At 64.0% G+C, this 14,854-nt stretch carries 12 protein-coding genes; all 12 read left to right on the plus strand.

The window, feature by feature from the left end; all coding sequences use genetic code 11:
• The first annotated feature begins 362 nt into the window (after positions 1-362).
• The 12 genes from mraZ to L0G76_RS00450 all read left to right on the plus strand — a co-directional run bounded on the left by mraZ (position 363) and on the right by L0G76_RS00450 (position 14,806).
• Entirely contained in the window at positions 363-794 is a 432-nt protein-coding gene (gene mraZ, locus L0G76_RS00395; protein ID WP_009883133.1) for a division/cell wall cluster transcriptional repressor MraZ, read from the plus strand.
• Positions 795-962: 168 nt separating this feature from the next.
• Positions 963-1,925 carry a 16S rRNA (cytosine(1402)-N(4))-methyltransferase RsmH gene (rsmH, locus tag L0G76_RS00400; RefSeq protein ID WP_304355459.1) on the plus strand — a complete coding sequence of 321 codons (963 nt, stop codon included), beginning with the start codon at positions 963-965 and terminating at the stop codon, positions 1,923-1,925.
• A complete protein-coding gene (ftsL, locus tag L0G76_RS00405; RefSeq protein ID WP_304355460.1) occupies positions 1,922-2,488 on the plus strand; it encodes a cell division protein FtsL in 567 nt (188 codons plus the stop codon). The genes rsmH and ftsL overlap by 4 nt, the downstream gene beginning before the upstream one ends.
• Before the next feature lie 48 nt (positions 2,489-2,536).
• A complete protein-coding gene (locus L0G76_RS00410) occupies positions 2,537-4,318 on the plus strand; it encodes a peptidoglycan D,D-transpeptidase FtsI family protein (RefSeq protein WP_304355461.1) in 1,782 nt (593 codons plus the stop codon).
• On the plus strand, positions 4,318-5,880 hold the full coding sequence (locus L0G76_RS00415; RefSeq protein ID WP_304355462.1) for a UDP-N-acetylmuramoyl-L-alanyl-D-glutamate--2,6-diaminopimelate ligase: 1,563 nt from the start codon (positions 4,318-4,320) through the stop codon (positions 5,878-5,880). Before L0G76_RS00410 ends, L0G76_RS00415 begins: the two co-directional genes overlap by 1 nt.
• A gap of 1 nt (position 5,881) precedes the next feature.
• A complete protein-coding gene (locus tag L0G76_RS00420) occupies positions 5,882-7,348 on the plus strand; it encodes a UDP-N-acetylmuramoyl-tripeptide--D-alanyl-D-alanine ligase (protein ID WP_304355463.1) in 1,467 nt (488 codons plus the stop codon).
• A complete protein-coding gene (mraY, locus tag L0G76_RS00425; protein WP_304355464.1) occupies positions 7,345-8,433 on the plus strand; it encodes a phospho-N-acetylmuramoyl-pentapeptide-transferase in 1,089 nt (362 codons plus the stop codon). The genes L0G76_RS00420 and mraY overlap by 4 nt, the downstream gene beginning before the upstream one ends.
• The gene (gene murD / locus L0G76_RS00430) at positions 8,426-9,961 is read left to right on the plus strand and encodes a UDP-N-acetylmuramoyl-L-alanine--D-glutamate ligase (RefSeq protein WP_304355465.1); all 1,536 of its coding nucleotides are present in this window, start codon (positions 8,426-8,428) and stop codon (positions 9,959-9,961) included. The genes mraY and murD overlap by 8 nt, the downstream gene beginning before the upstream one ends.
• A gap of 1 nt (position 9,962) precedes the next feature.
• Positions 9,963-11,540 (plus strand): putative lipid II flippase FtsW, encoded by a 1,578-nt coding sequence (gene ftsW, locus L0G76_RS00435; RefSeq protein ID WP_304355466.1) that lies wholly within the window; start codon positions 9,963-9,965, stop codon positions 11,538-11,540.
• A gap of 1 nt (position 11,541) precedes the next feature.
• Complete coding sequence (locus L0G76_RS00440) at positions 11,542-12,642, plus strand: UDP-N-acetylglucosamine--N-acetylmuramyl-(pentapeptide) pyrophosphoryl-undecaprenol N-acetylglucosamine transferase (protein ID WP_304355467.1); 1,101 nt, start codon at positions 11,542-11,544, stop codon at positions 12,640-12,642.
• 2 nt (positions 12,643-12,644) lie between these two features.
• Positions 12,645-14,045 carry a UDP-N-acetylmuramate--L-alanine ligase gene (gene murC, locus L0G76_RS00445; RefSeq protein WP_304355468.1) on the plus strand — a complete coding sequence of 467 codons (1,401 nt, stop codon included), beginning with the start codon at positions 12,645-12,647 and terminating at the stop codon, positions 14,043-14,045.
• A gap of 5 nt (positions 14,046-14,050) precedes the next feature.
• Positions 14,051-14,806, plus strand: a complete 756-nt coding sequence (locus tag L0G76_RS00450) for a cell division protein FtsQ/DivIB (protein WP_304355469.1) — start codon at positions 14,051-14,053, stop codon at positions 14,804-14,806.
• The last annotated feature ends 48 nt before the right edge of the window (positions 14,807-14,854 follow it).

The following is a 14,854-nucleotide window of genomic DNA, read 5'->3' on the forward strand; positions in this document are numbered from 1 at the left end:
CTCCCCACTTTCCTCCCCACTTTTCTCCCCACATCGCTCCCCACTTCGCTCCACCCGAGTCCCCCACTTTCCTCCCCACGCGGTTCCCGATCCTCGGTCTTCCGCGGAAAGTCGGGGTTCCAGACTCTTGAACGCCTTCCCGCAGAGCGGCCGTCGAGGCGCGGGGAGCAGCTGAATTGAGGCATTGAGCACCGTTTCCGACTCGCCGGTCGCAAATTTTCCCCACTTTCCTCCACCTGTCTGACCTGGGGTTTTATGGGTCCACAGGAGCTCGAGTGAAAGAAATACTAGAATAGGTGGAGGGGAGTGGAGTACTGTGGTTGCTATCGGAGCCAATTGGGTTTCGAAAGGGGTGAGACGACATGTTCTTGGGCACTCATTTGCAGAAGCTCGACGACAAAGGTCGGCTCATCCTGCCCGCAAAGTTCCGGGAGGAGCTTTCGCCCGGTCTCGTATTGACCCGTGGACAGGAGAACTGCCTCACCCTGTTCCCCACCACGGAGTTCGAAGCCGAGCACGAGCGAATCCAGAACGCACCGAAGACGAATAAGGAAGCTCGCGATTACCAGCGTGTGTTCCTGTCGGCGGCCTTTGCGGATCAGCCGGACAAACAGGGACGCATCACGGTCCCGAACATATTGCGGCAGTACGCATCACTTGATCGGGAAGTCGCAGTGATCGGCATGGGCAACCGAGTCGAGATCTGGGATTCACCGACATGGGACAACTACCTGGTCGGCGCGCAGCAGGCATTCGCTGAACGTGAGAACGAGGTGATTCCCGGAGTGATCTGATTCTGCTCGGGTTTGATCCTTGCCCGCCGTGTTCGAGTTTCGGGGAACTTCCCCGTTTCCGAAGCTCGGCAGTCCTGACACACTTCCCCGGTGCCAGGGCAGCGGCGGACAAGGTTCTGGCTCCAGCAGTTCACCCCCACTACCCACCACCCCACAAAGGACTCACCCATGAATGATCAGCACGTACCGGTGCTCCTGGAGCGCGTGGTCGAGCTCATCGGGGTCGGAGTCCAAGCAGCCAGAGAAGAAGGTTGCACCCCGATCGTCGTGGACGGCACCTTGGGAATGGGAGGGCACTCGGAAGCCGTCCTCACAGCCTTCCCCGACGTCCATCTCATCGGAGTCGACCGCGACACCCAAGCCATCGACATCGCCACGAAACGACTGGCGCCCTTCTCTGGCCGTACCGACATCGTCCACGCAGTCGATGACGAGATCCCCGAGATCCTCGACGACCTCGGTGTGGATCGGATCAGCGCGATCCTCCTCGACCTCGGGGTATCGTCCCTGCAGCTCGACGAGGAAGAGCGAGGGTTCTCCTACTCTCGTCCTGCTCCTTTGGACATGAGGATGGATCGAACCCAGGCCCTGACCGCCGCCGAGGTGCTGGCCACCTACTCCGAAACCGAACTTCGCCGCATCCTCCGTGAGTACGGCGAAGAGAAGATGGCGGGCCGGATCGCGAAGATCATCGTCGCTGACCGCGACCAGACGCCGTGGGAGACCTCCGAGCAGCTGGCCGCGATGCTGGGACGAGTGCTGCCCCCGACGAAGAAGAAGTCCCACCCTGCGAAGCGGACGTTCCAAGCCCTGCGCATCGAGGTCAACGACGAACTCGGTGTGCTGCGGACCGCGCTGCCCGAAGCATTGAAGGCCCTGCACCTCGGGGGAGTGGCGGTCATCGAGTCGTACCAGTCGCTCGAGGACACGATCGTGAAGAAGATCTTCCGTACGGCGACCACCACCTCGGCGCCGCCGGATATGCCGGTCGTTCCCGAGGAGCTCCAACCATGGTTGGCCGAAATCATCCGCGGTGCGGAACAGGCCGACAGCGACGAAGCAGACAGGAATCCTCGCGCCAAGAGCGTGCGGCTGCGTGCAGTACAGAAGATCAGGGAGGCACAATCGTGAGGAACGCTCAAACGGCTGTCCGTCAACCCCGCGTCACGGAACGGGCGCGGAGCCTCGAAGAGTCCGCAGGTCGTCTGGCTCCGCCGAGGCTCAAACTCCTGAAATTCGAGCTGCCGAAGGCCAGAGTTCCCTTCTCCATGCTCTGCGTGGCGATTCTCGTCGCCACCCTCGTCGCGGTGCTGCTGCTCAACATCTTCATCTCCCACACCTCGTACCAGATCGACCAGCTGAATTCTGAGAAGGAGCAGCTGGCGGAACAAAAGGATCGGCTCATCGAGGACAACTCCTACCGTGAGTCCCCGCAGAACATCTCGATCGCGGCGGAGGATCTCGGCCTGGTCCGTGATTCCTCGCCCGAGTTCCTCGATGCGGAGACCGGAAAGATCATCGATGCTCCTCCGATCGACGTCAGCGGAGAAAAGGAGCCGGCAGTTATCCCCGGCCCGCGTGCCGATACCCGTGAAGACCTCCGTCCCAATCTACGATCGGATGAGAAGCTGCCGGTAGTCGGAGGCAGTCCCAGCAAGGACATCGCCGCACCGGCTCAGGAAGCTCCGAAATAAGGCGAGTCCGACAGTATTCGCCGACAAGCAAGGACCAAGGACAGTGCAATGGGACCACGAGCTACCCGGGTGAAGAAAAAAGGCGGACGAGGCAAGCCCAACCTGCGTCTGCGAATGGCACTGATCGCAGGTCTGTCCATTCTCGTTCTCCTCGTCACCTCCGGACGCCTGATCTCGATCCAGGGTATGGATTCGATGAAACTCGCCGAGAAGGCTCTGTCCAACAGGCTCGTCACCAAAACCCTGCCCGCCGCGCGGGGACAGATCCTGGCCGACGACGGCACGGTCCTCGCCGACACCGTCTCCCGGTACCGGGTTGTCGTTGACCAGCAGAACGTGGCCCAGTATGAGGTCGACGGAGAACTGGTCGGCGCGTGGGGCGCTGCCGAAGCCCTCGCCAAACCTCTCGACACCGACCCCGGGCTGCTGTATCCCAAGCTGGTCGGCGACAAACGCTGGAACCCCGTTGCCAAGGGACTGACCTCCGAGACCTGGCGTGCGGTGAAGGATCTCAACATCCTCGGCATCTCCGCGGAGGAATACGTTGTCCGGTCCTACCCCTCTGGCGCAGTGGCCGGGAACCTTGTGGGATTCGTCAGCTCCGACGGCCGGCCCCAGGCAGGCTTGGAGAAGGCCTACGACGAACAGCTGCGCGGCCGCGACGGCCAGCAGCAGTACGAGCGCGGCGCACGAGGCGAAATCATCCCCCTCGGCGACAACAACATTCGCGAGGCGGTCGATGGGAAGGGCCTGCAGACGACGATCGACCCGGCGCTGCAGTACTATGCGCAGCAGGCGATCGAGGAACAGCGGAAGGAACATGAGGCGGAATCCGCATCGATCGTCATCAAAGACATCAAAACCGGCAAGATCCTCACCGCTGCCGATGCCCCCAGCGTCGACCCCAATTCGCCGGGCAAGGTGGATGGGACGGACCGTGGATCCCGCATCTTCACCGACGTCTTCGAGCCGGGGTCGACGGCCAAGATGGTCACTGCCGCGGCTCTGCTCGACCAGGGACTCGTGACTCCCGAACAGGAATTCACCGTCCCAGACACATGGAAGGCACCCAACGGTGAGGAGTTCCGTGACTCGTCACCACACCCCGACGAGAAGCTGACGTTCGCGGGAATTCTCGCCGAATCCTCGAATACCGGAACCCTCTTGGCGGGGAACGCGCTCTCGGTGGAACAGCGCTACGGCTACCTGAAGAAGTTCGGGTTCGGGTCGATGTCGGGTATCGACTTCCCAGCCCAGACCGCCGGCATCCTCCACCCCTACAAGGATTGGGACGGCCGCACCAAGTACACGGTGATGTTCGGGCAGGGTGTGGCAGCCAACGCACTCCAGACCACCGACGTCATTGCGACCATCGCCAATGGCGGAGTCCACGTTCCCTCGACCCTCGTCGACGGTATGGTCTCCCCGTCCGGGAAGACGATCCCGAAGCCGGAAAGCGAACCGGAGAGGGTCATCAGCAAGAAGGCCGCTGACCAAACCCTGACCTTGCTCGAAGGCGTCGTCGCCGAAGGCACCGGTAAATCGGCTGCGGTCTCCGGGTACCGGGTCGCGGGCAAGACGGGAACGGCGCAGGCCCCGGCAGCAGAAGGCGGCGGCTACGACGGATACACGGCCTCATTCGTCGGTGTTCTGCCCGCCGAGGACCCGCAGCTTGCGATCTCCGTGACATTGCAGCGGCCTCGAAACGGCTATTACGGTGGAAGCGCCGCCGCTCCAGTGTTCTCCGACGTCGCCGGCTTCGCCATGCGGCACCTCAAGATCCCTCCGTCGACTGCGGATCCCCAGCTACCTGCTCGAGAATGGAAATAATGCGTATCTCACAGCTGCTGCCGGCAGCCCCTGGAACCATCCATGGAGATCCCGACCGTGAGGTCGGCGGAGTCTCTCATGATTCGCGCACGGTATCGCCTGGCCAGCTCTATGCCGCGCTGCCCGGCGCGAACGTCCATGGGGCGAAGTTCGCACCGGACCTCATCGGACGCGGAGTCACGGCGATTCTCACCGATGCAGGCGGCTGGGACATGATCACGGAGAGAGTCGATCCGCAGGCCCTCGCCGAGGTGACCGGGCTGATCGTGGAGCACCCGCGGTCGGTCCTGGGGTTCGTCTCGGCCGCCGTGTACGGCACCTCGGGGCGGCCGCAGCTGATCGGCGTGACCGGGACCAATGGGAAGACGACGACGACTTATCTCGTCGACGGGATGCTGGAGGCTCTCGGACATCGCACCGGTGTCATCGGGACCGTTGCGACACTCATTGCCGGTGTGACCGAGCCGAGCGTGCGCACGACCCCCGAGGCTCCCGAACTGCATGCCTTGTTTGCGAAGATGCGTGCCGCCGACGTCGACACCTGCGCCATGGAAGTCTCCTCGCATGCCCTGAGCCAGCACCGTGTCGACGGGGCGCACTTCGCGGTCTCCGGATTCACGAACCTCTCCCAGGATCATCTTGACTTCCACCATTCGATGGACGAATACTTCGGCGTCAAGGCCGAACTGTTCACCCGCGCCTTCTCCGACACCGCAGTCATCGTCGTCGAGGACAGATGGGGCGAGAAGATGGTCGAGGCCGCGCAGGTGCCGGTGCGCACTCTCGGTCGTGACGATCGCAGCGAACTTCGGATCGAACACACTCCGGGAGCCTCCGACTTCATCCTCCATCTCGACGGGCTCGAAGACGAAGGCATCGCCTTGCGTTCACCGCTGCCCGGGGACTTCAACGTCACCAATACCGCACTGGCCGCAGCCATGCTGCTCGAAGCCGGAATCCCCGCCTCTGAGCTCAGAGCAATCGGTCGGACATTCAGCGCTTCGGTTCCCGGACGGATGGAGATCATCGATGTCAGCGGCCCGCGCGCCGAGCGGCAATCGCATCCGCAGCACCTGCCCCGTGCGATCGTCGACTACTCGCACACCCCGGATGCGATCGAGAAGGCCCTGGAGTCTCTGCGCGCAGACAGTGACGAATTGGTCATCGTCTTCGGTGCCGGCGGCGACCGTGACAGGGGAAAGCGATTCGGAATGGGCCAGGCCGCGGCTCGGGGAGCGGATGTGATCGTCCTCACCGACGACAATCCGCGCACCGAGGACCCGAACTCGATCCGGGCCGCCATCAGGGAGGGCATAGACGCGGAGATTGAGACCGGACGCGCACGTGTGAAGAAAGTCATTGAAGTGGCAGAACGGGGAGCCGCCATCGACGAGGCGATCGCCACTGCCGAGGCCTCCACAACCGTGCTCATTGCTGGGAAGGGACACGAAACCGGACAGTCCGCTGCGGGCGTCGTGACCGACTTCGACGACCGGTCGAAGACACGCTCAGCGTTGAGCGCGCGACTCGACGGCGTACAAACAGGTAAAGTTCACAGTTGATATGAAGCGACTGACTGCAGCCGAAATCGCAACCGCCGTCTCCGGCGAGTTGTACGGCGTTGACCCCGAGACCATATTGTCCGCCGGAGTGGTGACCGATTCGAGAGAAATCGGACCCGGCGATATCTATGTTGCCCGCCGAGGTGAGTCCTTCGACGGCATCGAATTCGCAGCAGCAGCAGTGGAAGCCGGCGCGGCGCTGATCATCGGCGAATCCGTTCCCACCCTCGACGATGCGACGCTGCCGACGGTCCTCGTCTCCGATGCCACGGAAGCACTGGGACAATTGGCCAAGTCCAGCGTCGAAGGATTGCGTGAGGTCGGCGAGATCACGGTCATCGCGATCACCGGCTCGGTCGGCAAAACCACTGTGAAGGATCTGGCCGCCGATCTGCTGGCAGGCGAGGCGGAGACGGTGTGGCCGCCCAACTCCTACAACAACGAGGTGGGCGTACCACTGACCGCACTGCGGGCGGGTGAGAGCACACGGTTCTTGGTGCTGGAGATGGGCGCCCGTTCCATCGGCAACCTGGCCTACCTCACCAGCCTTGTCCGTCCGGACATCGCCGTTGAACTTGCCGTGGGCACCGCCCATTCCGGCGTGTTCGGCTCGATCGAGAACACCGCCCGCGCCAAGGCAGAACTCGTCGAGTCCCTGACCGCGGGATCCGTCGCGATTCTCAACGCCGATGACTCACGAGTCGCCGGGATGCGCGAGGTGCTGTCTCCCGAGGTCGACACGCTCTGGTTCTCACAACGGGAATCGCTGCCCGAATGGATCGGCGACGAGGACACAACGGTCCAGGGAACGGGAGTCACCACCGACTCCTCCGGGCACGCCACATTCACCTTGAACCTGCCGGGCGAAGAGGCACAGGACGTGCGCCTGGCGCTGATCGGCGAACACCACGTGGGCAACGCACTTGCCGCGGCGGCCATCGCTCACGCCTGTGGGGTGGGAACGAAATCCATCGTGACCACTCTCTCGACCTCCTCGGCTGCGAGCCGGTGGCGGATGGAGCTCATCGACTCTCCATCCGGCGTGACCGTGCTCAACGACGCCTACAACGCGAACCCGGAATCGATGCGGGCCTCCCTGAAGACGCTGGCGTCGATGGGCCGCGGCGACGAAGACAGCCGGCCACGTCGGACCTTCGCCGTCCTGGGCGAGATGCTGGAGCTCGGAGACGAATCGATCTCCGCCCACTCCGACATCGGCGAACTCGTCGTGAGGCTGAACATCACTCGCACCATCGTCGTCGGCGAGGGAGCGAAGCCGATCTTCAACGCGGCGAACCTCGAAGGCTCATGGGGCAACGAAGCGGCCTGGGTCGCGACCGCAGTCGAGGCGAAGGATCTGCTGAATGCAGAGCTGGCGCCCAGCGACATCGTTCTGTTCAAATCCTCCCGAGACGCGGGTCTGCGCTATCTCGGAGATGAAATCGCCGGTGTATCGGGGGGCCAATGATCGCCGTACTGTTAGCCGCCTGCCTGGCACTGATCCTGGCGCTGGTCGGCACACCGCTGTTCATCCGTGTTCTCGTCAAACAGGGCTACGGCCAGTTCGTCCGTGACGACGGCCCGACCTCGCATGCCACGAAGCGCGGCACCCCGACCATGGGCGGTGTCGTCATCATCGGCGCTGCCATCCTGGCCTACCTGCTCGGACACCTGTTCACAGGGTCCGTGCCCACCGCGTCCGGACTCCTCGTCCTGTGGCTGGCCGCAGGACTCGGCGTCGTCGGCTTCCTCGACGACTTCATCAAGATCAAGAAGCAGCGTTCCCTCGGTCTGCGACCAGTGCCCAAACTCATCGGCCAGGCCTTCGTCGGCATCTCCTTCGCGGTCCTGGGGCTGCAATTCCCGAACTCATTCGGAGAGACCCCTGCCTCGACCAAGATCTCGTTCGTCCGCGACACCAACCTCGACTTGGCCTTCGGATCCGCTGTGCTCGGTCTCATTCTCTTCGTCATCTGGGCCAACCTCATCGTCACCGCGGTGTCCAACGCCGTGAACCTCACCGATGGCCTCGACGGTTTGGCGGCAGGCGCCTCGGTGGTCGTGTTCGCGGCCTACGTGGTGATCGGCACCTGGCAGTCGACACAGAACTGCAACCTGATGTCGGAAGCCACCAGCGCCTGCTACTACATGCGCGACCCGCGCGACCTGGCCATGGTCGCCGGCGCCATGGCAGCGGCCTGCTTCGGCTTCCTGTGGTTCAACACCTCGCCCGCGAAGATCTTCATGGGCGACACCGGCTCTCTGGCCATCGGCGGCGCGATCGCCGGTCTGGCGATCATGACCCGGACCGAACTTCTGCTCCTCGTCCTCGGCGGACTCTTCGTCATCATCACACTCTCGGTGATCATCCAGGTCATCTCGTTCAAGACCACAGGCAAACGCGTCTTCCGCATGGCTCCGCTCCAGCATCACTTCGAACTCAAGGGATGGGCAGAAGTCACGATCGTGGTTCGCTTCTGGATCATCGCCGCGCTGTTCGTCATCGCCGGAATCTGCCTCTTCTACGCCGAATGGGTGTCTCGCATTGGCTGAGAACCCCCAGATCGACTACCCGAACGCCGAGGCGGTCCCGGCCGCACTCGTGGGACCCAGCTCGTCGCTGGACGGCCTGCGGATCCTCGTCACCGGTCTCGGCGTGACAGGGTTCCCCGCTGCCGTCCACCTCGGTGAACGCGGGGCTGACGTGATCGTCGTCGACGGCGATGACCAGGCGGACGTCAGCGAGAAGGCACAGATCCTCGAAGTCTTCGATGTCGACATCCGACGCGGAGACGAGCACGTGACGACGCTGCCCGACGAACCGCTCGATCTGGTTGTGACATCACCCGGCTGGAGGCCGGACCACCCGTTGCTCCGGGCCGCCACCGAGGCGGGCGTCCCCGTCATCGGCGAAGTCGAGTTGGCATGGCGGATCCGCGGCACCAACGATGCCAAATGGCTGGCCATCACCGGCACCAACGGCAAGACCACGACCACGACGATGCTCGAATCCATGCTTCTGGCCCACGGCCTGAAGGCGAAGGCCTGCGGAAACATCGGAGCACCGCTGCTCGAAGCCGTGCTCGAACCCGGGCTCGAGGTCCTGGCGATCGAACTCTCGAGCTTCCAACTCCACTGGCAGTATTCGCTGAGTGCCGATTCTGCCGCTGTGCTCAACATCGCCCCGGACCATTTGGACTGGCACGGCAGCGCCGATGCCTATGAAGCGGACAAAGCCGCGATCTACCACCAAGCCAAGACCGCGTGCATCTACAACGTCGCCGACGAGGTCACCCTGCACATGGTCGAGGATGCCGACGTCATCGCCGGGGCCAAGGCCATCGGCTTCACCACGGGCATCCCGCGACCGGGGGAGTTGGGCGTGGTGGAGGACATGCTGGTCGACCGAGCATTCATCCCCCAGCGCTACTCCTCTGCCGCCGAACTCGCATCCTTGGACGATGTGGCCACGGCGACCGGAGCCCCCGGCCGGGATCCGGCAGCCCACCAGGTTTCGAACGCCCTCGCCGCCGCCGCTCTGGCTCGCAGCATCGGAGTCCCCGGCCAGGCCATCTCCGAAGGGCTGAAGAACCACTCGCTGGGAGCGCACCGCATGGTGAGCGTCGCTGACAGCAACGGTGTTCGCTGGATCGACGATTCGAAGGCGACGAACACCCATGCGGCCAATGCCTCACTCGGCAGCTTCGACTCGATCGTATGGATCGCAGGGGGACTGCCCAAGGGGGCCGACTTCACGTCACTGTTCGCCGAACACGGACACAGGCTCAGGGCACTCGTGCTCATCGGAACCGACGACTCCGCCTTCCGCGAGGCCATAGCGGCGACTGTCCCCGATCTCGAGGTGATCCGGATCGAACCTGCACTCGCAGTGGACTCGGGCGTACCCCAACGCCGCGGTGAAGCCGTGGTCGCTGCCGCCGTGGAAGCAGCCGCAGGCATCGCCCACTCCGGCGACGCCGTCCTGCTGGCTCCTGCGGCAGCCAGCATGGACCAGTTCCTCAACTACAACACTCGGGGTGAACTCTTCACCCAGGCTGTCCACGCTCACCTGGGGAGCTGACATGGGACGGCAGGCAACCGCGAAGTCACAATCACGCCGCCGTCCGGGCTCGAGCAAGTCGGCAGAACCCGCCGTAAGCCGCGCGGGAGACTCGAAAGCCGCGGCGAAGAAGACCGCAGAGAAGCCCACCTCGAGTTCGTCGAGTTCGAGGTCGAATGCGAAGAAGACTGCGCCCGGAAAGCCGCAGGCCAGGCGGAAGCCGCAGACTCAGCAGAAGTCGGCTGCGAAGAAGCGCGTGCCGAAGAAGACCGCTGGCGCGAGCACGCCACGCAGCAGGAAACAGTCGACGAGCGCCCACAGCACCCGAGCGACCGACACGTCGAATCAGCCGCGGGCAGGAGCCGGCCGGGCGATGCTGTCAACGGTGCGCCGGGAGTACGCGCGAGTCTCTGCCTACCCGCTCACGACCTACTACCTGATCCTGGTCTCGGTCGTTGCACTGACATGTCTCGGGCTCGTCATGGTCCTCTCCGCCTCGTCGATCACCTCATACGATGGAGGAGAAGGATCATCCTTCGCCTACTTCAACAAACAGGCAGGGTTCGTTGCCTTGGGCATCGTCCTCATGACGGTCGCGACAGTCGTCCCGCTGGACTGGTGGCGCAGGCTGGCTTGGCCCGCGCTGGGCCTCGGCATCTTCCTGCAGGCGCTTGTCTTCCTCCCCGGGGTCGGCAAGTCGACGAAGGGCAATGCCAACTGGATCCAGTTCGGCGGCTTCCAGCTGCAGCCCTCGGAGTTTCTCAAGATCGCCCTGGCCGTGTGGCTGGGGTACGTTCTGGCCAGAAAATACGGAAAGATGACGACCTTCGCCCACGCCATGATCCCCGTCGTCCCGGGCATCGTCATCGCCCTCGGTCTCGTCGTCGGCGGCAATGACCTCGGCACTGGACTGGTGCTCATGGCTATGGCCCTCACCTGTCTGTTCATCGGCTTCTTCCCCTGGAAGTACTTCCTCCTGCTCTTCGGGTCGCTGGCTGCCGTGGCCACGTTCTTCGTCTTCAGCTCGGAGAACCGGCTCCGACGCATCACCGCAGCACTCACCGGTCACGCAGAGCAGACTGCCTCCGACGTCACAGGTCAGGCCTGGCAGTCCAACCACGGCCTGTTCTCGCTGGCCTCCGGAGGCTGGCTGGGCGTCGGGCTCGGCGCCAGCCGAGAGAAATGGTCCTGGCTGCCCGAAGCCCACAACGACTTCATCTTCGCGATCATCGGTGAAGAGCTCGGCCTGCTCGGGTCGCTGGCTGTCATCCTCATGTTCGCAGCTCTGGCCTGCGGACTGGTCCGGGTGATTCTGCGTTCGAAGTCCAGGTTCATCCAGATCGCCACGGCCGGACTCTTCGCATGGCTGATCGGACAGGCCGCAATCAACATCTGCGTCGTGACCGGAATTCTGCCGGTCATCGGGCTTCCACTGCCGTTCGTGTCCTACGGAGGGTCCTCCATCGTCGCCTCTCTGCTGGCGGTCGGGGTGATTCTGTCCTTCGCCAGAACCGAGGACGGAGCCTCGGCTGCGATCAAGGTGCACAAAGATCGAGTGAAATCGTCGTTCGCCGTACTGGCCAGAAAGAGAAAGAAGTGAGATGACGAGCATTCTCCTTGCCGGTGGAGGCACCACCGGCCATATTTCGCCCATGTTGGCGATCGGTCGTGAGCTGCGGGAGACCCATCCCGATTGGGAGGTCTTCGCGCTCGGAACCGCAGACGGGCTCGAGGCCGACATCGTTCCGAAGGCCGGCTTCGAACTTCTGACCATCGACAAGGTCCCCATGCCGCGTTCGATCGGCCCGGCCGCATTGAAGTTCCCGAAACGATTCGCCGCCAACGTCTCACACGTCAAGCAGATCATCGCCGAACGCGATGTCAGGGCCGTTGTCGGAGTCGGCGGCTATGTCTGCCCGCCCGCCTTCATCGCGGCCAAACAGGCGAAGATCCCCCTGATCGTCCACGAAGCCAATGCGAAGCCCGGAATGGCGAACCGCCTCGGCGCTGCCCTGACGAAGCAGGGAATGGTCGGGGTAACCTTCCCCGATACGAAGCTGCGCAACTCGGAGTTGGTCGGCATGCCGATGCCGACCGAGATCTCGGAACTCGACCGCAGCGATTCCGCCCAGCGACAGGCGTGGCGAGCCGACCTCGGCCTCAGCGATGACAGGCCCGTCCTGGTTGTGACCGGCGGTTCCTCCGGGGCACAGCGCATCAATGATGCATTCCTCGCCGCCGCAGCACAGTGCCAGGAAAGCGGAGTGCAGGTCCTGCACATCACCGGCGCCGGCAAGGATGAGACCCTGCGGGCAGCGGCGGCCCAGTTGCCCGACTACCACGTCGTCGACTACGTCGACGGAATGCACCGAGCCTACGGCGTCGCTGACCTGCTCGTAGCACGGTCCGGAGCCGCGACCGTTTCCGAAGCCACTGTCGTCGGGGTCCCGGCACTCTACGTTCCACTGGCCATCGGCAACGGCGAACAGCGTCTCAATGCCGCCGGCAGCGTCAGCGCCGGCGCCTCACTGCTCGTCGACAATGCGGACTTCGCTCCCTCGACCGTGACGGATCAGATCCTGCCTCTCGTGACCGACCACACTCGCCTGGACGCAATGAGCCGAGCAGCTCTTGATCTGCACTATCCGACCGAAGCCGCCACCACCATGGCCGCAATCGTCACGCACGCGCTGAGAGGTTGAACATGAGCACAGCTGAAATCGTCCCGGCCACAGAGCTGGGCGCCGTCCACTTCATCGGAATCGGCGGATCGGGCATGTCCGGGATCGCGCGGATCATGGTCATGAACGGCGTCACAGTGTCCGGGTCAGATGCGAAGGAATCCGCAGTTGTCGACGTGCTGCGGACACTGGGCGCCCGGGTCGAGATCGGGCACACGGCGGACAACCTCGGCGAGGCCGACACCCTGGTCATCTCTTCAGCCATCCGCAAGGACAACCCCGAGCTCTTGGAAGCCGAGCGGAAGGGCCTGCGGATCCTGCACCGGTCGGGTGCGCTGGCCTCGCTGATGGCCGACAGGCGAGCTGTTGCCGTAGCCGGCACCCACGGCAAGACCACCACGACCTCCATGACGACCGTGGCGCTGCAGGCCTGCGGGCTCGATCCGTCGTTCGTCATCGGGGGAGTGCTGTCGACGACCGGTACCAACGCCCACCTGGGAACCGGTGACGTCTTCGTCGCAGAGGCGGACGAATCGGACGGATCGTTCCTGCTCTACGAACCGACGATCGGCATCCTCACCAACGTCGAGGCAGATCACCTGGACTATTACGGCAGTCCGGAGAAGGTGAGAGAGGCGTTCGTCGAATTCTGCGCCGGCATCGGTGCCGACGACGGCACAGTCATCGCCTGCGCCGATGACGCGGGTTCGCTCGACGTCGCCGAGCACGCCCGGGCGCAGGGGACCTCCGTCATCCTCTACGGAACCTCCGAATCCGCCGACGTGCGGCTGCGCGACCTGCGTTCGGGCCTGGTCTCGGAGTTCGTCCTCGACGTGCCGGGACAGACGGAAGGACTGCCGGTGACGCTGCGGCAACCCGGCACCCACAATGCGCTCAATGCGACGGCGGCGATCGCTGTTGCACACAGCCTCGGTGCCGATGTGGCCAAGGCGGCGAGTGGTCTCGGAAACTACGGAGGCACGCGGCGCCGGTTCGAAGAACGGGGAATCGCCGCCGGGGTGCGGGTCATCGACGACTACGCGCATCACCCGACGGAGCTGCGGGCGGTGCTGAGTGCGGCACGCGGCGTCGTCACCGACGATGGCCGGGTGTGGGCGATCTTCCAACCGCATCTGTACTCGCGCACGATGGAGTTCCGAGCCGAATTCGGCGAAGCGCTCGGCCTGGCCGACGAGGTGGTCGTCCTTGATGTGTTCCCTGCCAGGGAGGATCCGGTGCCCGGTGTCACCGGTGCGCTGATCTCCGATCGTGTCCCACACGAGAACGTGACCTTCATCGAAGCGTTCAACGAAGCGGTGCCCTATGTCGCGGCGCGTGTGCGTCCCGGCGACCTCGTGCTCACCCTCGGTGCGGGGGATGTGACGATCCTGGGACCCGAGCTGCTCACCGCTCTGGAGGCCTGACCGCTGTGGTGCCCCTTCCCGAACCGCGCACCGACGACAACTCCACCGCGGACCTCACCGGGGTCATCCGCGCACGGCGGAAACAGGTCTGGCGTCGTCGCCTCCTGCTCATCGGCGCTGTCGCGACGGTCCTCGTCATTGCCGGCCTGCTCTGGTTCACCCCGCTGCTGGCGTTGGACAAGGTCAGCGTCGAGGGCAGTCAGCTGATCGACCACGAGCAGGTCACGGAATCGGTGCTCGACGCTTACGGCGGAACACCGCTGCCGCGGGTGCGACCGGGATCGGTGGAGGAGAAGGTCCTGGGGGAGTTTCCACGGGCGAAGCAGGCTTCAGTGCACTATTCGGGACCTCGCAGTCTGAGCATCGAAATCACCGATCGACGTCCCGTCCTGGCGATCACGACGACCGATGGGTTCACGCTCTTCGACGATGAAGCCGTCAGCTTGGGCACCGTTGACGATGCGCCCAAGGGCGTGACCGTGCTCGAAGAGTCCGGCGGTGCTCCGGACCAGGAGACAGTCGCGGCCGTGATCCGATTCATGGCCGGACTTCGACCAGAGCTGCGCTCCGATCTGGCCTCGATCCAGGCGAAGGACGAGAACAGCCTCGCAGGGGTCATCGACAAGAAAGAGACGAAGGCGAATGTGGTCTTCGGTGACAGCACAAGCGCAAACCTGAAGATGCGCACTGCGATGCAGCTGGCGGCCGACGGGCGGACCGAGATCGACGTGTCCGTCCCGTCGGTGCCCGTGACGAACTGAAAACCCGCCGAACCGGACGGGTTGCCCGTGATTGCCGCCGACACACCG

Origin of the sequence: Brevibacterium picturae (assembly GCF_030453725.1) — a bacterium.
Taxonomy (GTDB): domain Bacteria; phylum Actinomycetota; class Actinomycetes; order Actinomycetales; family Brevibacteriaceae; genus Brevibacterium; species Brevibacterium sandarakinum_A.